This is a genomic window from Eleftheria terrae, from assembly GCF_030419005.1.
Classification (GTDB): domain Bacteria; phylum Pseudomonadota; class Gammaproteobacteria; order Burkholderiales; family Burkholderiaceae_C; genus Caldimonas; species Caldimonas terrae.
Window position 1 is genome coordinate 562,574 of sequence record NZ_CP106951.1, and the last position, 19,908, is coordinate 582,481.

Consider the following 19,908-nt stretch of genomic DNA (forward strand, 5'->3'; position numbering starts at 1 on the left):
GCGGTGGATCAGAAGGTCTTGGAGGCGGCCAGCCCGAGGTAGGCGCTGTGGCCGCCGTCGCGTGCATGGGCCCGGCCGGCATTGAAGTCGAGCGTCAGGCCCGGCGCCACCTGCCGCCCGGCGAACAGGCCGATCTGGTTGTTCCGGTAGTCAGGGCCGGCCGCGATGCTGGCCTCCACCCCGCCGCGCCAGCTCGCCTGGGGCCGCCAGCCCAGCCGGGCGCGCGCAAAGCGGCCGCGGGTGCCGAAGCTGTAGGACGCCAGCAACTCGCCATCGGTGCGCGGGCCCCAGGCCTGGCGCAGCGAGAGCTGCGGCGTGAGGGTGAGCTGCGTGCCGTCGGGCCCTTCGGAGGCGACGTCAGGGCGCCGCCGCGTGTGGCGTACGCCGGCCGAGACGGAGAGGTCGACCTGCAGCGAATCGTGCTGCCAGACATGGCCCAGCCCGGTTTCCACGCCAGGGGCGCGGGCGCGCACCTCCACCTGGCGGCCCTCATGGTCGGTGTCGTAGCGGTAGGTCAGCCAGCTGCCCACCGTCTTGTGGTACCAGCCGCGGCCCAGGCTGCCGCCCCAGACCGGCCGCAGCCACCCGAGGTAGCTGTAGCTGTTGTCCGGCGACAGTTGCAGGCCGGCAATCCACAGCTGCATGACCGGTTGCGCCGAGGCGCCGGTGGACATGGCCACCGCGATGCCGGCGACGCAGGCGGTGCGTGCCAGCCAGCTTGCTGCAGACGGGCTCATCGCGCCCCCTTGTCTTCACGGCGCTGCCCTTCCTGCGCAGGCAGGTGGCGTCGGCGGTATCCGGCCAGCACGGCCCGGCTCAGCACCACCATCAGCGTCAGCAGCGACAACACGATCAGCAGGGCCCACCACGGGTACTGCGACACCCACAAGCCCAGCCCGCCGCGCAGGGAATAGGCCGAGAACGGCGCGTCCTCCGCCGCCACCGTGCGCATGTCGTCGACGCCCGGCCGCCACACCGCCAAGTTGCCGCGCAGCCGGCCCCAGGCGCTGTAGCCGATCACCTGGTGCATGCCGGCCTGCACGGCGGCCGGCGTGCCGGCGGTGAACAGCGTCACCGGCACGCCGTCGTCGAGCACGGTGGCTGCGATGCTGTGGTCGTCCAGCGCGTTGCCCATGCTGACCTCAGCCCCCAGGGTGCGGGGCGCCGCAGCGCCGGCATCGAGGGACTCGCGCAGCTGCATCAGCGTGTCGCCGCCCTCGATGACGGCGACCTCCACCGACTGGATCAGCGGCACCGCCGCCACCAGTTCGCCGGCGCGTCCCAGCCCGGCGGCCGAGCGCACCCGCTCGGGCAGCTTGGACAGGGTGCCGACCCAGATGCGGTTGCGCGCGCTGCTGTCCTCGCCCACCACCAGGGCGGTGCGCAGCAGGGGCCCGCGGAAGACCTGGGTGAGCTTGCCCATCAGCGTCATGCCGGCGCCCACCGTGGCATCGTCCGCGTCGGTCAGCTGCACCGCCATGCCGAGGCCGACTGGCGCTGTCGGCAGCGGGCGGCCGTCACGCGCCAGCAGGGCCAGGTCGGGCCGCTTCAGCGGGCTGCCGCCAAAGCTCTGCACCGTGCTGTCGTCGTAGATGGTGACCGCCAGGTTGCCGGGAAAGAAGGACTGGCAGTCGCCGCCGTTGGACAGCGGCACCAGCACCGGCTGCAGCTCCAGGCTGTTCCAGCCCGGCCGCAAGGCGCCGGCCGGCACGCTGACGGCGTAGTTCTCGTAGGTGCCGCCGTTGCGCTCGCCCAGCGGAATGGTGCCATGCAGCGCGCCATTGGCCAGCACGTTGAGGCCGGACTGGCCGGACATGCCGCTCGAATAGCTCGCATGCACCCGCACCTGGATACGGCCTTGCCAGCTGCCGTTCCAGAACGTGAGCCGGGCGCCGCCGGGCAGCATGCCCTGGTAGGTGGTGGTGCGGTAGCCGAGCGCGCTGAGCGGGAAGGCATTGGTGGAGGGCTTCAGCGTGGCCGCGGCGCCGGTGACCGAGCCCAGCGGCGGCATGCGCAGCTGGCGGATCTCGGCCCAAGCGCGGTCGGGCCAGGGCATGCGCTGCATCGCGAAGGCGGCAGCCACCAGGGCCAGCTCGGCTTCCTCGCGGGCGGCCAGCACCAGCACGAAGCGGGTCGGGTCGTTCGGCAGTGCGCGCACCGCGGCGATCGGCCCGGACTGCGGTGCAATGCCCAGGCCCGCCAGGTATGAGGCCAGCGAGCCGAAGGTGCCCAGCAGCACCGCGCCCCGGCTGCCTGCCGGCATCTGCGCGCCGAGGGCCGCCATGTCGGCCGGGAAGCGGCCGCTGCTCAGGCGCACCGGCACATAGTCGTAACGCTGGCCGATGCCCTGGGCCACCAGGCCCATGGCCGACAGCAGCGCCTTGGACGGTGGCGTGGCGGTGAGCACGCTGACGTCGGGGGTGCTGCTCCAGCCGGCCTTGTCGAACAGCGCGTCGAGCCGGTCGAGCCGCGGCACCACGGGCCGTGGCGTCGCCACGATGCGAAAGCGCGAATCGGCCAGGTCGAGCTGGGTCCACAGCTCCGGCGCCATCGGGTATTCACAGCGATCGGTGTAGTGCTGCGCCACCGACAGCCGCACGTCGTTGAAGCCGTCGCGCAGCACCTGCACCGGCACGGCCACCTCCTGGCGGAAGCCTCCGGCGCGTCCGTCCAGCCCGAACTGCCCCACCACATGGCCGTTGACCTCCACCTCGAACTGCGAGGCCACGGTCAAGGCGCGCGACACGGTGCCTGACAGCGCCAGCCGCACTTCGCGCGCCTGCCACAGCGCGGGCATCGGCAAGGACAGCCGCAACTCGCCGGCCAGGCCGGCCAGCCGGCGCGGCGTCGTGTCGCCCAGCAGCTGGCTCAGCGGCAGCTCAAAGCGCTGGTCGCCCGCCGCCGCTGCGGCGACCACGCCGGGCGGTGCGGCGGGGGGCGCCTGGGCGGGTGCCTTCGATGCCACCGGAGCCTGGGCCTGCGCCAGGCCGGCAAGCAGGGTCACCAGCAGCGCGGCCCGCCGCAGGAGGGAGGAAATTGAGTCGATAGCCATCATGGTGCGGAGGAGGGTGAAGACGGCAGCGCCCGCCGCGGCAGCCGCTTGCGTGCCAGGAAAAGCAGGTGCCCGACGCCGTGGCGCACGGCATAGCGGGCCAGCCCCAGCAGCCCGCGCAGCACGCTGCGCCCGGCATGCCGGCGTTCGTTGTTGGCCACCAGCTGGTCGCTGGAGCCAAAGGCCAGGTCCACGCCGAGCCGTTCGGCCGCCTCGCTGTCAGCCTGGTACTTCAGGCCCAGCGCCAGCCGCCCGGCCGATGGCTGCCGCAGCGACAGCACTTCGCCGAGCAGCCGGCCGCCGCGGCCCGGCAGCTCGATCTCGACCACCTGGTGCAGCGCGATGGCCGGCTTGGCCGCGCCGGCTTCGAGTTCAAGCGTGAGCCCCAGGCCGCTGGCCGAGGCATTCACCGTGTGGCCGGCCAGCGCCTGCCCGTCGCCGAGGTGCACCCGCACCGGCTCCCGATGCGGGGCACGCGGCTCCGAGCGCAGCTGGCGTTGCTCGAAGGTGATGCCCAGGGCGCCGAGCAGCAGCAGCACGTCGAGCACCGCCCAGAACTGCACGAAGGCGATGGCGCCATGGTTCCACGGCTCGCTCGCGTAGCGCACCATGCCGAACACGATGCCCAGGCTGGTCAGCACCAGCAGCAGGTAGAAGGGCGTGGCCAGCGTGGAGACGAACTCGCGGTCGAGCACCTCGCCCTTGGGGGTCACCTTGAACGACGGCGATCGCGGCCGGCGCACCACCTCGACCAGCCCCTGCACCACGTACACCGACTGGATGATTTCGTAGAGCTGCGACATGAACGGCCAGCGCACCCGACCGAAGAAGAACTGGGTGGACACCAGCGAGGCGATCAGCGCCGGCCCGGCGTAGGCCATCAGCTGCCCGGCCGTCGTGTCGCACAGGTTGATGCCGAACAGCAGGTAGGCCGGGGGGGCGAGCAGCATGATGATGCGGGCTGCCGCGAAGCCCCAGTAGAACGCGAAGTTGGTGTAGAGCACCCGCTGCACCAGCGACAGCCCGGGCAGCCGCCACGGGTTCTTCAGGATGAAGATCTGCAGCATGCCCTGGCCCCAGCGCACCCGCTGGACGATGAAGCCGGAATAGGTCTCAGGCTGCAGCCCGGACACCATCGGCCGGTTGTAGTAGGCCGACTTGTAGCCCAGGGCCAGCGCATCCAGCGTGGTCTCGGCGTCTTCGGTGATGGTTTGCCCCGAGACCCCGCCCAGCTGGTCGATCACGCTGCGCCTGAGCACCGCGGCCGAACCGCAGAAGAAGGAAGTGCCCCAAAAATCCAGCCCCGGCTGCATGACGTCGTAGAACAGCTCGTTCTCGGCCGGCGAGCTCTCGAAGGTGGACAGGTTGCGCTCGACCGGGTCGGGGCTGACGAAGTTGTGTGGCGTCTGCAGCACGAACAGCTTGGGATCGGCCAGGAAGAAGCCGACGCAGCGCTGCAGGAAATCGGCGGTGGGGATGTGGTCGCAGTCCAGGATCAGCAGCAGGTCGCCCTGGGTCTTTGGCAGGGCGCTGTTGATGTTGCCGGCCTTGGCGTGCAGGTTGCGCTCCCGCGTGATGTAGCCGGCGCCGAAGCGCTCGGCCAGTGCGCGCAGCTCGGCGGCCCGGCTGCGCGCGGCAGCGGCCTTGGCCGGGTCGGCGTCCTGGCACTTCTGGACGGTGCCGCCATCGTCGAGCACCCACACATGCAGCTTGTCCCTCGGGTAGTGCATCTGCGTTGCGGCGATGACGGTGGGCCGCAGAATGGCCGGGTCTTCGTTGTAGGTGGGGATGTAGACATCCACATGCGGCAAGGCGCCCGGGTCGTCCGGCAAGGGCAGGCTGCGGCGGAAGAAGGGCTCGCTGTTGACGAAGAAGCCGAGCAGCATGTTGACCAGGCCGTAGCCCTCTGCCGCCAACAGCAGCAGGCCGCACACCATCGCCACCAGTCCGTATTGCAACGGCAGCGACTCGGTGGCCCGCCAATGCATGTACCGCAGGGACAGGAAGGTGCACAGCAGGATCGTGGCCAGGCGGGTCAGCCGCCGTGCTTCCAGTTGCCGGGTGCGCCGGCCGATGCGGTAGCACAGCCCCAGCAAGAGCAGCAGCGAGCCGGACCACACCATCTGCGCTTGCTGCGAGGTCGGCAGCATGGCCAGGAAGAGGAAGGCCGCCAGCCCGAGCACCCAGCCGGCGCGCTGCCAGCGCTCACGGCGGCCAGGCCGCGGCACGGTGGTGCCCGCCGCGGCGGCGGTCATGCAGGCCCTCCGATCCCGGCGGGCCGCTCGATGCGGGCTGGCGCTGGCGGCCCGGGGCAAAAGACGGCATCTGGAGACTGCATGCGACGCTCGTGCGGAACCTGCGTTTCGACAGAGCGATCCACGGCAAGCCACATGCCCGGGCACGTGCACCCAGTGCCCGGATGCCCGGGATGCCCGCCCCGGGCGGTGGCCGGCCGCGAGGTGCGCAGCGCCGCGGCGCACGTGGGTGCCTCAAGCGCCGGCCGGCGGGCGCCTTACCACCAGACTTCGGCCTGCACGCCGAAGGTGTTGCCGCTCCTGGAGCTGCCGAACAGCCCGCTGCTCGACAGCGTGTCGCCGGCCTTGGCAGCCGCCTGCGCCGCGCGGTTCCAGCGGGCATGCGTCCAGAAGGCGCGCACCACCGGGCGGGCCCAGAAATCGGCGCCGGCGCCGTACTGCGCGGCCAGTGTCAGCTTGCTGAGCGAGCGCTTGGCGGCGTCGTCGGGCTTGAACTGGTCCAGGCCGAGCTCGGTGGCCAGGCTCCAGCGGTCGCTGAAGTGGTAGATGGGCCGCACGCCAAAGGACAGCCAGCGCCCGCGCTTGGCCAGGCCTTCGGTGTCGGTGCCGGCCAGGTCGCGGTCTTCATAGACCAGCGTGGCCATGCCCGACCAGCGCGAGCCGCTGCCCGGCTGCCACACCAGCGACTCCACCAGCCGCCACGACTTGTCGGACTTGGCGGCGTCGAAGGCCGGCTCGCTGTGGTTCAGGGTGGACAGCGCTCCCTTGCCGAACTGCAGTGCAGCCTTGTTGTAGCCGCCGTTGAACAGGCCCTTCTGGGTGTGCATCACCGTCAGGCCGCGGCCGCCGACATGGTGCACGCCGCGGTCGCTGTGGCGCTGGCGAATGTCCAGGCCCACGGTGAGCGCGCCACCGGGGTTGACCGGAATGTCCTTCCAGCGCAGGTCGTGGCCCAGCAGCTGCCGGCGGTCAGCCGAGACGGTGTCGCTCTTCTGGCCATTGCGCCGCAGCGCATAGCTGAGCTTGCCGACACCCAGCGCAATGTCCTCGATGCCGGCGCCCGGGCCGCTGTTGCTCCAGAAATAGAAATCGTTGATGTGCACATCGTGCCGGTCGTAGTAGCGCTTGCCGGCCCACAGGGTGGCGTCGGCGAAGGCGCCTTCGCCGACCTTGTCGACCGCCACGAACGCTTCGCGCCAGTTGAGCGTGACGTCGTCGGCCTCCCAGTCGCCGTTGTTGGGCATCACCAGGGCCAGCATGGTGCCGATGCGAAAGCGCGCGCCTTGCGGTGTCTCGTGCAGGTTGGCGTTGAGCTGCAGCTCACCGTAGCCTTCGCATTCATTGCCGAGGCGGTATTTCTTCGGCGCGCCGGGCAGCTGGAAGCAGGCCTGGTTGCCGCCGCCCCCGCTGGCACCGATGCCGGCGCGGAAGTAGCCGTGGTAGTCGACCGGCGGGCCGGCCTTCTGGGCCAGGGCGGGCAGGGCGGCCAGCAGCGCGGCCGCCAGCGGCAGCAGGCGGGTGTGAAAACTCATGGTGCTCCTCTTGTGGTGGTGTGTGGGTCGGTGCTGCGCGCCGCGGTGGGCGGCGCACTCGCGCGGCGTTCTGCGAGCCGGCGCGGGGCCACTGTAGGAAGCCGGTCCTGCGGGCGGATTTGCTTCGTTGCAGGCGGGCGGCGGCGGGCTGTCACGGCCGTCATCAACGAAACCGGGCGGCCGTGCATGCCGCCGCCGCGGGGTTAACAGACGAAATCTGCCGGCGCGGCCCTTGCGCTCCAATCCCGCCTGCCCCCCGGGGCCTGGCCGGGCGGCCGGGCCGACGCAGTGCGACCGGCCGGGCCTGTCGGAGACCCCATTCAATGCAAGACCTTCGTACCCCATCGCCGGCCGCCGGCCCCTCGTCTGCCACCACCTCCTCGCTAGAGCTGGGCGTGGTGGGCAACTGCAGCTTCAGCGCGCTGATCGACCGGCAGGCCCGGGTGGTCTGGTCCTGCCTGCCGCGCTTCGACGGCGATCCGGTCTTCAACGCGCTGCTCGATCCCTCGGCACAAGGCGCGCTGTGGAGCTTCGAGCTCGACGCCTTCTCGCACAGCGAGCAGTTCTACGACGGCAACACCGCGGTGCTGCATACCCGGCTGTACGACAGCGCCGGCCAGGGCGTGGAGGTGGTGGACTTCGCCCCGCGCTTCTTCCACCGTGACCGCATGTTCCGTCCGGTGACGCTGGTGCGCCGGGTGCGCGTCATCGCCGGCGCACCGCGGCTGACGGTGCGGCTGCGGCCGCGCTTCGACTGGGGCGCCACGCCGCCCACCGTGACGCAGGGCAGCCACCATGTGCGCTATGTCGGCCCGTCGCAGACGCTCAGGCTGACCACCGATGCGCCGCTGCACTATGTGCTGACCGAGACCGCCTTCGTGGTCGACCGCCAGCTCAACTTCATCCTGGGCGCGGACGAGACGCTGGCCGGCGGCATCCACGACACCGCCACCTGGCTGCAGCAGCAGACCGAGAGCTACTGGCGCACCTGGAGCAGCCGGCTGGCCATCCCGCTCGAATGGCAGGACGCGGTGATCCGCGCCGCCATCACGCTCAAGCTCTCGCTGTTCGAGGACACTGGGGCCATCATCGCGGCCATGACGACCAGCATCCCGGAGGCGCCCGGCACGCAGCGCAACTGGGACTACCGCTATTGCTGGCTGCGCGACGCCTTCTTCGTCGTGCGGGCGCTCAACAGCCTGTCCGAAGTCGGCACCATGGAGGACTACCTCCGCTACCTGACCAACGTGGTGTCCGACGCGGCGGGCGGGCACATCAAGCCGCTGTTTGGCATCGGGCTGGAGCGGGAGCTGACCGAGCGCTTCGTCGAGCACCTGCCCGGCTACCGCGGCATGGGCCCGGTGCGGGTGGGCAACCAGGCGCACGAGCACTTCCAGCACGACGTCTATGGCAACGTGATCCTTGGCGCGGCCCAGGCCTTCCATGACCGGCGCCTGCTGCGGCCGGCCGGGCTGGCGGAGTTCCAGATGCTGGAGCGCGTCGGCGAGCAGGCCTTCAAGGTTCATGACCAACCTGACGCCGGCATGTGGGAGCTGCGCACGCGCGCCCGGGTCCACACCTCGTCGTCGCTGATGAGCTGGGGCGCCTGCGACCGGCTGGCCAAGATCGCCCGGCGCCTGGGCCTGAGCGATCGCGCGGCCTACTGGGGTGAGCGGGCCGCCCACATCCGCGAATGCATCCTGGCCCGCGCCTGGAATGCCGACCGGCAGGCCTTCGCCGAGAGCTTCGGTGGCCGCGACCTCGACGCCAGCGCGCTGCTGATGGCCGAGATCGGCTTTATCGATCCCAAGGACCCGCGCTTCGTCTCGACCGTCGATGCCCTGGAGCGCACGCTGTGCGACGGGCCCTACATGCGCCGCTACGAAGCGGCCGACGATTTCGGGCGGCCCGAGACCTCATTCAACATCTGCACCTTCTGGCGCATCGACGCACTGGCCCGCATCGGCCGCAAGGAACAGGCGCGCGAGATCTTCCAGACCATGCTCGACTCGCGCAACCACCTCGGGCTGATGTCGGAGGACACCCACCCCCACACCGGCGAGCTGTGGGGCAACTTTCCGCAGACGTACTCGATGGTGGGCATCATCAACGGGGCGGTGCGGCTCTCGGCCCCCTGGGACACCGAGATCTGACGCCGCTCCTGGCTCGCCGCCGCGCGGCGGTTGGCGCGTGGCCGTTCAGTCGAGCAGTGCGGCCAGGCCCGCCAGCCGGGGGTCGGACCGGACGCCCTGCAGCACCAGGTCGGCCACCGCCACCGCGCCCGCTTCCTGGAAGTGGGTGCGATCGGCGTTGAGGTAGTGGCCCACGGTGGTCGCGCTCGCATAGAACGGATGGCGGCCGGTGTCCCACACCGCCAGGTAATGGTCGCGCCAGCCGCCACGCGCCTCGGGGCCGCCGCTGCCGACGCCGAGCCGGTTGAAGAAGTCGATGCTGAGGGCGTCCAGGTCGATCACGGGTACCTGGTTGGCATCGCCGGCCTGGCGCACGGTGGCGCTGTAGTCCCCCGGCCGGTCGCCACGGGTGGTGACGTGGGTGCTGCGGGCGATGGGGAAGGCACCTTCCACATGGCTGGCGACGGTCTTGTCCTGCACGATGCGGGTGACCGGCGTGAGCAGCACCGGGACCGCCCCCCGGCTGCGCGCCAGCGCCATGTATTTCTCCAGCGAACGCTGGAAGGACAGGTCGTCCGCCGTGGTCCCGGGCGGCAGCCCGGCAAGCGTTGCCGGCAGCTGCACGCGGCCTTGCGCGTCGTTGGGATAGGTGCAGCGGTTGATCCAGTCCAGCGAACCGGTGAGGTCGCACTTCTCGTCGTTGTGCCCGAACTGGATCAGCAGGTGGTCGCCCGGCTGCAGCTGCTCGGCCAGCAGGCGCAGCCAGCCTTCGGTGATGAAGCTGCGGGAGCTGCGGCCCGACTGCGCCAGATTGATCACCCGTGCGCCGCTGCCCGCCTTGAGCCGGCGCCCCAGCACCTGGCCCCAGCCCATCCGCGGCGCCACCGCCGCGCCATAGTTGCTGGCGGTGGAATCACCCACGACGAAGATGCGCCGGCGGGCCGCCGACCAGGGCGGCAGCGCCGGGTCCAGGGGCCGGTTGTCGGCGGAGATTTCCTGCATCTCCAGGTCATAGAGGCGGGTCGCCCGCAACTGGGTGTCGCTGCCGCTGGACCAGCCGTCACGGGCATGGTGCAGGCGGTCGAGCACCGCATCCACCCCATGGTGGTCGGCCTGCATGGCCGTGCTCACCGGGTCGAAGCGCTCGGGCGCCTCGACCCCTTCGGCCCGCAGTGCGTCGAGCAGCAAGCCCCGCAGGGCGGCGGTCTCGCGGGCGATGGCGGCGGCGCTGATGCTGGAAGGCCGGCAGGCGGTGATCAAGGGCACCGAGCCCGGCAGGTCGAGCTCGGCCCTGGCGACGTCTGAGGCGATCTTGTCCGTCAGCGGATTCACCTGCGCCGCGTTGTCCCGCCCGGGCTGCAGCCGAGGCAGCAGGGCGGCATAGGCGCGGGTGCCGCGCAGGGGCTGCAGCACGCCGTTGAGCGGCTGCAGCGGCCCGTCGGTGGCCGCCAGCAGCAGCGGCGCCGCCAGGCCCGACACGTCGAGCGTGTAGTGCCCGTCCGGGCCGGCCGTGGTCGAGCGCCGGGCGCCGCTGCTGTCGCAGGCGGTGATCTGGGCACCGGCCATCGGGCCGCCGGAGGCCGCCACGCCGGTGAGCCGGGTTGGCGCCGCCGACGCGGCGGCATCGCTGCTGCCACTGCCGCCACCACCGCAGCCGGCCAGGCCGGCGCACAGGGCGGCCAGGGCCACCGGGAACAAGAACTGGGCCATGCTGGTCTCCTTCTGCATTGCCCGCGCTGCGGCGGGCCGTGCCGTTCGCGAGGCCGCTTCAGGCGGTGCGACGCACGGGGCAGCAGGCTAGCGAGGCCGCGCCGCGCCGTCCTGGCAGCAATTGCTGTCTTGTGCCCGGCTCACGTTGGGCGCCCGGCTCGGGCAGGCGAGCGCCGCTGCACCGGCACCCACAGCCAGCAACGCCGCTCGTGGAGAGCCGGCAGGTAGGTCGCCGGGTTGCCGAAGCGGCGCAGCCAGGGTGCGCCGTCGATGATGCGCCAGCCGCCGTGGCGATCGAGCCAGTCGGCCAGCGCCTGGGCTGGTGGAGCGTCATAGCTGCCGTCCAGGCGGAACACCGCGTAGAGGCCGGCCGGCAGCCAGCCCCGGTCCAGGCCGGGCAGGTATTCGCGCAGCGGCGCGCTCAGCAGCGCGGCCTGCAACTGCGAACTGCCGGCCCATGCCGCCTGGCCACCCTCCAGGTGCACCGCCCAGCCGTGCCGCCGGGGCCGCGGAACCTCGCGCGACAGCGCCCGCGCCCGCAGTTCGTCGAAGGGCCACAGCGCGTTGTCGAGGTGGCCCTGGTAGGAGATGTACTGGATGCCGAGCGCCGGCAGCCGGCACAGCGAACCGTGCAGGCCCGCTGGTGGCGCGGCGACGCGGACGGCAGGCTCGGCCGAAGGCGGATGGCCGAAAGCCGAGCGGTAGGCCCGCGCAAAAGCTTCCGGCGAGGCATAGCCGCTGTCGAGGGCCAACTGCAGGATGGAGGCGGCGGCACCGCAGGCCAGCTGCTCACGCGCCCGGTGCAGGCGCAGCCGTCGCACGCGGGCCAGCGGCGTTTCGCCGGCATAGGCGGCGAAGCTGCGCTCGAAGTGATAGCGCGAGAGGGCGGCGGCATCGGCCAGCTCGTCCAGCCGCAAGGGCTGCGACAGGTGCGCCTCCATGTGCAGCGCAGCCAGCCTCAGCCGGTTCAGCTTGCGGGTCTGGCTCTCGATGCTCATCGGGCAGGGGGCACCGCGTGGCGGAAGGTGGCCGTCCCGCCTGCGGCCCGGGGGCACAGCGCCGGGCCGCGCCGCCGCGGCGCAGGCGCCCGGCGCGCGAATGGGCGCCGGGCGGGCCGAGGCTTACAGGCCGGCCACCGGGGTCGGCTGGCCGCCCTTGAAGGTGAACACCGTCACCGGCGAGGACTTCAGGTCGCGCTTGGCGTCGAAGGCGTAGCTGCCGGCGACGCCGCTGTAGTTGCCGGCAGCCATCGCGGCGGCGACCTTCGCCGGGTCGGTCGAGTTGGCGCGCTGCATCGCGTCTGCGATCAGCAAGGTGGCGTCGTAGAACGACACCGCATACGTCAGCGGATCGCGCTTGTGGGCCGCGCGGTACTTGTTGACGAAGGCCTGGCCGGCGTTGACCCGGTTCAGCATCGCGCCGCCCTGGGTGCACCAGACGTTGTCGCCGACCATGTCATTGCCGGCCAGTTTGGCGGTTTCGCTGGAGCAGATGCCGTCGCCGCCCAGCAGCTTGGCCGTCAGGCCCAGGCTCTTCATCTGGCGCACCATCGGACCGGCTTGCGGCGAGTAGCCTCCGAAGAAGATGGCGTCCGGCTTGGACGCCTTGATGGTGGTCAGCGTGGAGGTGAAGTCTGCCGCCTTGTCCGAGGTGTACTCACGCGAGGTGATGGTCAGGCCCTGCGCCTTGGCTTCGCGGGCGAACTCGTCGGCCACGCCCACGCCATAAGCGCTGCGGTCATCGATGATGGCCACGCGCTTGAGCTTCATTTCCTTGGCGGCGTAGAGGGCCATCTTCGCGCCCAGCTGGCTGTCGCTGGCGCCGACGCGGAACAGGCGCTCGAAGCCCTGCTCGGTCACCTTCGGGTTGGATGCGACGGTGGCCACCACCGCGCCAGCTTCGTTGTACACGCGCGAAGCTGGCAGCGTGACGCCGGAGTTGTAGGGGCCGATCACGAAACGCACACCCCCGTCAACCAGCTTCTGCGCCACCGAGACACCCTGCCGCGGGTCGGCCTGGTCGTCCTCGGCCAGCACCTCGAAGCGCACCTGCTTGCCGTTGACGGTGATGGGCTTGGCATTGAGTTCCTGGATCGCCAGCTTCACGCCGCCCAGGTTGTCCTGCCCGGCTGCCGTCTGCGCGCCGGACAGCGGGCTGCTGAAGCCGATCTGCACGGTGGTCTGGGCGAATGCCGGTGCCGAGCCCAGGACGCCGAGCGCGGTTCCCAGGGCGGCCGTCAGCAGTTGTCTTCTGGCATGCATGGACATGAAACATCTCTCCTTCAATGAATTAAGTCCGACGACGGGCGCCGTGGGCCCCCGGCTCCCCCGGCCAGGGCGGGACCGCCGTCTCCGGGGCCGATTGTCGACGCTTCCCGCTGCAGCTTGTTCTGAATTGGGCGCCCCCGACCAGATGTTTTATCAGGTTCGTCCGCTGAGCTGCGCCTGCAGGCCAATGATGCGGACAGGGAGCAGGAATGTGGCGCCCTGGCTATCGGCATGAACCCTAGATCGGGTGACAGCCCGCTCGCCGGCCCTCCGGCCCGCGCACGAGGGACGCTACCCGGATGGGCCCGTCAAGCGGCCGTTCCGGCGAACGACAGGGCGGCGCCAATGACGCACCGTTGCCCGCCGCTTCGCTGCGACGTCGGCGCTGATTCACAGCCTGCAGGACCAGATGGCCCCTGGCAGTTTGACCGCAGGTGCCGCCAGCGTGCCCCAACCGCGGGCCGTCGCCCGCAGTGAAGTTTCGGCCGCTGTCAAAACTTATGCGACTTAAGTGATTTGGCGTTCTTCAAATGAATACTCGGTGGAAAAATGGGCTGGCATTCCCTGTAGGAGCTAGTGAATATGCGAGGAAACTTATTCAGGGTGCGGGGTAAGCATCAGTTTTATTACATAAATTCCTGCGTGCTCGACGGATGCATCGCCTAGTGTGAACTGGCTGCGTTCCTGCCGGCCTTGGATCCTTCACCGCCGGCGTGCGCCGTCTGTGCACCGTGCGGCTTGCGGGCCGGTGTCGTGCTTGCCGGCCCGCTCCGTCGCACACAGGGTGACCGGAGCTGGCCGCCAGGGACGCGGTGTTGGTTCAACTCTCCCTACTTGGAGGAAAGAGCAAATGGCCATTCTTATCGGCACAGCTGCCAACGACACAATGACGGATGTCTCCACCGACGCCTTCTCGACGCTGAACGCCAACTGGTCGGGCGGCGACGACACCATGTCGGGCGGTGAAGGCAATGACACCTACAACGTCAATTCGGTGGGTGACGTGGTCACCGAAGCCGCTGACGAAGGCACCGACACCGTGGTGTCCCGCCTCGCCAACTACGCCCTCGGCGCCAATGTCGAGAACCTGACGCTGGACAGCGCCGCCCCGTTGATTGCGCTGAACGGCAGCGGCAATGCGATGGACAACGTCATCGTGGGCAATGGCGCCAACAACACCCTCAACGGCGCCGCCGGCAACGACACGCTGATTGGCGGCAACGGCAACGACACGCTCCAGGGGGGCACCGGGGACGACACCCTCAATGGCGGCGACGGCATCGACACGCTCAATGGGGGCGACGGTGACGACGAAGGAGAGGGCGGCAACGGCAACGACACGATGAACGGCGGCGCCGGCAACGACATGTTGATGGGCGACAACGGCGCCGACACCATCAACGGTGATGCCGGCAACGACCGCCTCGACGGCGGCAACGGCGCCGACATCCTGAACGGTGGCAGCGGCAACGATGTGGTCAACGGCGGCAACGGCGTCGACCGCATGGTCGGCGAGAGCGGCAACGACATCATGAACGGGGGTGGCGGTCAGGACACGATGTTCGGTGGCACGGGCAATGACCGGCTCAACGGCGGCAACGGCGATGATGTGCTGGGCGGCAGCCAGGGCAACGACGTCCTGAGCGGCGGCGAGGGCAACGACCGCTTCGTCTTCGCCTTCCGTGGCGTGGCGAATGCCGACACGATCTCCGACTTCATCAGCGCCGACGACGACATCGCGCTGGCCAACCTGCTCGACAACGGCCTGCCCGGGGCGGTGAGTCCGGGCGTGCTGGGCCTGAGCTTCGTCGGCGGTGCGGTGGACAGCAATCCGTTGGCGGCTGCGTCCTTCTTCAGCGGCAGTGGCCTGACCGGCAGCGCGGCCGGTGCAGCGACCGGCATCTATGTCAACACCAACACCGGCCAGATCTATTACAACCCGACCACGGCGGCCGGCTCCGAATTGCTGGGGCAGGTCTCGGTTTCAGCGGCCGGCACGCTAAGCGCCAGCGACTTCATCTACAGCGACTGACATAGCAAGCGAACCGTGAGCAGCGCGGGGCGCAACGGCAAGAACCGGCGCGGCCCGCGGTGAACGGAGGACGAGGAGACCGGGAAAGGGCGCCGCCCTTTCCCGACCTTTTTCCTTTCAGCCTGTTTGCTGTTTCCCTTCGCCTCTAGCGCGCGGCTCCCGGTTCTTCGGTTCCCGGTTCCCGCCTTCCCTGCCTCGTGGCGCCTGCCCCAACAGGCCGACGGGCGCCGCAGCCCGGGCGAGCCGGCGTGCAAGCCGGCGTGCAGGCGGGTGGACGTGTGTGCGAGTTCATTGCACGTAGCAGGCCTTCCATACTCCTGGGGCAGGATCACCAAAGGTGGCGTCGTTGCAGGCGACTGCGCCGGTGAACCTCTTCTGCACGAACGTTCCGTTGGCACCATAGGCCACCGTGCGGGTGCCGGGGAAGCTGCAGGTCTGGTTCTGAGCCGAGCAGTGGGTGTACCCCTGCGGACCCACGTAGCAGGCCTTGGCCACGCCGGGCGCCGGGTCGCCGAAGGTCGCATTGCTGCAGCTCACATTGCCGCTCAAGGTCTTGTAGACAAACCGGCCCGCGGCTCCATAGGCCACGTTCTGGATGCCCGACAGCGAGCAGTTCTGCGCTTCGGCGGCGCAGTACACATAGGCCTGGGGTCCCACATGGCAGCCCTTGACCACACCAGGCGCGGGATCACCGAAGGTGGCATTGCTGCACAGGGCGCCACCGGTGAGGGCCTTGTAGGCGTATGCGCCGTTGGCCCCGTAGGCCACGTTGCGTGTGCCGGTGAAGCTGCAGGTCTGCCCCTCGCTGGCGCAGTAGGCGTAGACATCGGCGCCGACATAGCAGGTCTTTGCCACGCCCGGGGCCGGATCACCGAAGACCGCGTTGGTGCAGGCCGTACCACCCGTGAGCCGCCGGTAGGCGAACTTGTCGGCGGCGCCGTAAGCCACCATCTTGGTGCCGCTGAAGGAGCAGGTCTGCCGTTCACTGGCGCACGCCATGTAGTCGGGCAGGGCGGTGGTCCGGAAGGCTGCGACCGTGGCCGCCGTCTCGTTCAATACCCGGGCGTTGTGGTTCAGGCTCGCCGTGCCCATCGGTACGCCGCCATACAGCACGTTGGGGTTGGACCAGTACTGCAGGCGCGGGCAGCCGCCCGGGCAGGCATAGGCCATCACCGTGCGCCACTTGGCGCCGCCGGAGCTGCCCTGGAAGCCGTGCCCGTAGGCAAACGGCGTGGTCGACGGGTCGTTCGCCGGATCATGCCGTGCGCCCTGCAGGTGCCCCAGCTCGTGGCCGAAGGAGTAGTAGCCGGTCGCGCACTCGTAGTGCACCACCGCGAAGGCAGTGGACGCCTGTGCCAGGATGGCGTTGGCCATGCCGCAGTAGTCGCTCTGGTTGATGATCAGGGCCGACATGTCGGCGCCGGCGCGGTTGCGGCGATCGAGCACGGCGGGCATGTTCGTAAAATCGCTCAGGATGGTTTCGTAGGTCTTGCCGCTCTCGGAATAGCTGACCTCGAAGCTGTCGACCAGCCGGATGCGGATGTTGACGCCGCTGTTCAGGTAGGACTGGTTGGTTTCCGCCACCGCGAGCTGGATGGTCGCCTGGATGTCCGACACCGCGCTGCGTGCGGCTGGCGTGTAGGCGACCAGCACATCGATGTCCTGCGGGGCGGCTTGCGAGCCGGTGTCCGGTGCATCGCTTGCCGACGCCGGCGCGGAGGCGGGCAGGCTGCGGCGCTCGATCTGATGGAAGCCGGGCGGGTGCTCCGGCGGGAAGCGCGACGAGTCGATCTTCACGATGGCATGGAGCCCCTGGCCGACCGGCTCGATCCGATAGAGGTCGAGGCCGTCGCGAATGGTGCCGGTGACGCTGCCGTCATGCACCACGAGGGTGGCGTTGCCCTCGACACCCACGGCGCGGCCAAACCAGGTGAAGTCGGTGGGGGTGCGCACATCGGCATGGGTCCTGTCGACGTCGAGGGCCTTGTCCTGGGCGATGGTCATGCGGGTGCCGGCGCCACTGAGCACGGACGGCGCGACGCGCACCAGCGTGATGGCCGCCGTGGTCGGCCGGCGTCGGATCTCCTCGACGCGCTGGTGTTGCGGCAGGTCGCGGGTGCCTCCGCCGGGCTCGAGCGTGAACAGCTCCGGCCGCCCTTGCGCCTGGGCCTGGCCACCGGCCAGCGTGCCGAGCGCGAGCAACCCGCAGGCCGCCAGCTGCACGGCGACGGTCGACCGGATGTATTGCGCCTGGCGCGCCGCCGGCGCCGTGGCACGAAGGCGGGCCACCAGGGCGCGCCAGCCGGCGCGCATCCATGCGATGAATCGGATGTTGAACATGAGTCTCCCCGTGTACGTCTTGGAGAACAACAAGAAGAACGGGGCGGCAGCGCCCCGATGCTACGGAAGGCCGGGAGGCGCTGCAGTGACCGGGCGGCGACTTCTTTGCCTGCCTGGTCGAACCGGCGTTGATGGCCGGGCACTAATGTGCATTTCTCCCGCGCGCATGGCAACGGCGCGCTGCAAGTGGGGGCAAAGGGGAGCCGGGCTTGCTTTCGGGCGCGGCTTTGCCGCTGGAAGGTGGATCGATGGTGCTGGGGCGATCGTGATCACCCGCGGTGCAGTCCTTGATGATCGGCGGGGCACCCGGGAGTACCGCCGAGCACCGCTGTGCAGTTCACCGTTGGCGGCGGCAGCCCTCAGTGCGACATCAGCACCGGCAGGTCCATGTGGGCGAACATGCTGCGGGTGGCACCGCCCAGCATGAACTCACGCAGCCGACTGTGACCCCAGGCGCCCATCACCAGCAGGTCCGCACCCATCTGCCGGGCCTCGCCGAGCAGCGCCTTGCCGGCCTCTTGCTGGGTGAGGATGCGGCGGCTGACGGCCGGCACGCCATGCCGCTGCAGCCATTCGCAGCTCTGTGCCATCTGCTGCTCGGGCACCGCCGCGTCGCTGCCGGCCTGGTCGAGAAACACCAGCTCCACGCGCTGGGCCTGGGCAAGCAGGGGTAACGCATCGGACAAGGCGCGCGCCGATTCACGGCTGTGGTTCCAGGCCACCAGCACCTGCTGGCCGGCGTCGGCGCATTCGCCGTGGCGCGGCACGATGAGCACCGGTCGCCCCGACATCATCAGGAGTTGCTGAGGAAAGTCGGCCGCGGTGCCGTCGCTCTGGCTCACCACGGCGAGGTCGCTGTTGCGGGCGTGAAGCACCATCGACGCCAGCGGGTCGGCCTCATGCACACGTGCCTCGAAGGATGGCAGGCCACTCTGGTGGACCTGCGCCTCGAAGCGCTCCGCGACACCACGCGCCCGCATCTGCAGGGTCTGCATCGTGCGCTGCGCCTGCTGCACGGCGCCCAGGGCGCCTCCCGGCTGGTTGGATTCCTCGATCCAGCCGGTGGGTGCCAGCCCGATCAGGTGGCTCTGCTGGCGCATCGCCAGCCGCGCGGCGAGCGCCACGCGCGTGCCACAGCGAGGCGTGTCGTCGAGGTGGACCAGCAAGGTGCGGTAAGGCATGGCGCAAGGCGTGGGCGAAACACCTGACGATGGTGGCACGGGCGCAGCGGCCGTGGCTTGAGCAAGGTCAAGACGGCCGGCCCCGAGCCGGCGGTGGCCGTGACGCCCGGCGAGCGGCTGATCGCCGCGATGCCAGCCGCCGGCCGGGTGGCCGCCGGCCGGGCGCCTCACGCCGGCCGGGGGGCGTAGCGGGCGGCTAGGCCACCCAGTCCCCACATCAGGGCCAGCAGCGCCGTCAAGCCGCCGAGCACCGGCAGCCATGTCACCAGCGCGAGCAGCAGCAGCGCCAGCGCCAGGCCGGCGATGCGCCAGGGCGGCGTCAGCGCGCCGCCCTGGCGCAGTGCCTGCGCGATATGGTCGCCCAGCAAGCCGGCCACCACCAGGTAGCCTGCCAGCAAGGCCAGCAGGTAGGCCGCCAGCAGGACCAGCGCCAGAGGGGCGCCGACGATGCTCGCCATCAACAGCACGGCCAGCACCGGCGTCGCGCAGAACAGCACCGCCCCAAGCAGCAGGCTGCGCCACGGCGACTGGAGCAAGCGCTGCTGTGCAGCGTGGGCCGCCTGGGGAAACAACAAGACCCAGCCCGTGCCCAGGATCACCAGGCCCAGCAGCCAGCCCAGCCAGGCGAGGGCGGCCAGCAACCCCGGCAGGCCGGGTGCCGTCGGGTCGCCGCCCGGCAGCCCACCCGGCTCGCGCACCGTGCGGCCGCGCACCTGGGCGCCGGGGTCGACTTCGATCTCGCGCGCGCTGGCGTAGCTCAGGCTGCCGCCGATGCGGGCACCGGGCAGCACCCGCACCCGGCGCGCGGTCACGTGCACGTCGCCGGCGATGTCGCCACCGATGCGGACCGTGCCGGCATAGATCTTCACGTCGCCGCCCAGCTTGCCGCCCAGCAGCACCTCGCCGGCGGTGAGCCAGGTGCGCCCGCCGACCTCGGTGCCCGGCCCGAGGGCGACCTGGCCGGCCACCAGGTGGGCGTCGCCGCCGATGCGGCTGTCGATGTACGCGCGGCCAGCAGCCACCCGCAGGTCTCGGCCCACTGCCGCACCGGCCTGCAGTTCCGCCGCGGCGATCGCGGCATCGCCGCTCACCGGCTCGTCGATGCGCACCGACGCGCCGGCCAGGAAGGCGTCGCCAGCCACCGCCTGCGACAGGCGGACCCGCGCCGCGGCGGCATACACATCGTTCGGCGGACTGCCTTCCAGCACGGGCGCGAGGCCATCGTCGCTGGCGGCCCAGCAGCCGAAGCCCGCCAGCCACATGCCCAATGCCAGGCCTGCCGCAGCGCCTGCCTGCCATGGCGGGCGGTGGCGGCCGGCGGGCGTGGCACGGTGTTCTTCTTCGTGCGTGTTCGGCGACATGCTTCCTCCCGGCGCGGTCTGGCAGGACTGCCAGACCCTGGTGTGC

General features: G+C 70.5%; 12 protein-coding genes. 2 read left to right on the plus strand and 10 right to left on the minus strand.

Features of this window, described 5'->3' with window-relative positions; genetic code table 11:
- Window positions 1–8: 8 nt before the first annotated feature.
- From bcsS to N7L95_RS02775, 4 genes are all read right to left on the minus strand, one after another.
- A complete protein-coding gene (gene bcsS / locus N7L95_RS02760; protein ID WP_301258283.1) occupies window positions 9–737 on the minus strand; it encodes a cellulose biosynthesis protein BcsS in 729 nt (242 codons plus the stop codon).
- The gene (locus tag N7L95_RS02765; RefSeq protein WP_301258284.1) at window positions 734–3,055 is read right to left on the minus strand and encodes a cellulose biosynthesis cyclic di-GMP-binding regulatory protein BcsB; all 2,322 of its coding nucleotides are present in this window, start codon (window positions 3,053–3,055) and stop codon (window positions 734–736) included. The genes bcsS and N7L95_RS02765 overlap by 4 nt, the downstream gene beginning before the upstream one ends.
- Window positions 3,052–5,307, minus strand: a complete 2,256-nt coding sequence (gene bcsA, locus N7L95_RS02770) for a UDP-forming cellulose synthase catalytic subunit (RefSeq protein WP_301258285.1) — start codon at window positions 5,305–5,307, stop codon at window positions 3,052–3,054. The genes N7L95_RS02765 and bcsA overlap by 4 nt, the downstream gene beginning before the upstream one ends.
- Before the next feature lie 257 nt (window positions 5,308–5,564).
- Window positions 5,565–6,839 (minus strand): maltoporin, encoded by a 1,275-nt coding sequence (locus N7L95_RS02775; protein ID WP_301258286.1) that lies wholly within the window; start codon window positions 6,837–6,839, stop codon window positions 5,565–5,567.
- 323 nt (window positions 6,840–7,162) lie between these two features.
- On the opposite strand from N7L95_RS02775, the gene N7L95_RS02780 reads away from it, so the two are divergent.
- Entirely contained in the window at window positions 7,163–8,992 is a 1,830-nt protein-coding gene (locus tag N7L95_RS02780; protein ID WP_301258287.1) for a glycoside hydrolase family 15 protein, read from the plus strand.
- Window positions 8,993–9,037: 45 nt separating this feature from the next.
- On the opposite strand, the gene N7L95_RS02785 is transcribed toward N7L95_RS02780, so the two are convergent.
- The 3 genes from N7L95_RS02785 to N7L95_RS02795 form a co-directional block, all read right to left on the minus strand.
- Entirely contained in the window at window positions 9,038–10,681 is a 1,644-nt protein-coding gene (locus N7L95_RS02785) for a rhamnogalacturonan acetylesterase (RefSeq protein ID WP_301258288.1), read from the minus strand.
- Window positions 10,682–10,821: 140 nt separating this feature from the next.
- Entirely contained in the window at window positions 10,822–11,679 is an 858-nt protein-coding gene (locus tag N7L95_RS02790) for a helix-turn-helix domain-containing protein (protein ID WP_301258289.1), read from the minus strand.
- Window positions 11,680–11,802: 123 nt separating this feature from the next.
- Window positions 11,803–12,942, minus strand: a complete 1,140-nt coding sequence (locus N7L95_RS02795) for a branched-chain amino acid ABC transporter substrate-binding protein (protein ID WP_301260051.1) — start codon at window positions 12,940–12,942, stop codon at window positions 11,803–11,805.
- Window positions 12,943–13,798: 856 nt separating this feature from the next.
- Here N7L95_RS02795 and N7L95_RS02800 point away from each other — a divergent pair.
- Window positions 13,799–14,980: a calcium-binding protein gene (locus N7L95_RS02800; protein ID WP_301258290.1), complete on the plus strand. Its 1,182-nt coding sequence runs from the start codon at window positions 13,799–13,801 to the stop codon at window positions 14,978–14,980.
- Between the two features lie 288 nt (window positions 14,981–15,268).
- Here N7L95_RS02800 and N7L95_RS02805 read toward each other — a convergent pair whose 3' ends face one another.
- The 3 genes from N7L95_RS02805 to N7L95_RS02815 all read right to left on the minus strand — a co-directional run bounded on the left by N7L95_RS02805 (window position 15,269) and on the right by N7L95_RS02815 (window position 19,862).
- Window positions 15,269–17,320, minus strand: coding sequence for a M12 family metallo-peptidase (locus tag N7L95_RS02805; protein ID WP_301258291.1), 2,052 nt, complete (start codon window positions 17,318–17,320; stop codon window positions 15,269–15,271).
- Between the two features lie 359 nt (window positions 17,321–17,679).
- Window positions 17,680–18,501 carry a universal stress protein gene (locus N7L95_RS02810; protein WP_301258292.1) on the minus strand — a complete coding sequence of 274 codons (822 nt, stop codon included), beginning with the start codon at window positions 18,499–18,501 and terminating at the stop codon, window positions 17,680–17,682.
- A gap of 167 nt (window positions 18,502–18,668) precedes the next feature.
- A complete protein-coding gene (locus N7L95_RS02815; protein ID WP_301258293.1) occupies window positions 18,669–19,862 on the minus strand; it encodes a bactofilin family protein in 1,194 nt (397 codons plus the stop codon).
- Window positions 19,863–19,908 lie beyond the last annotated feature (46 nt).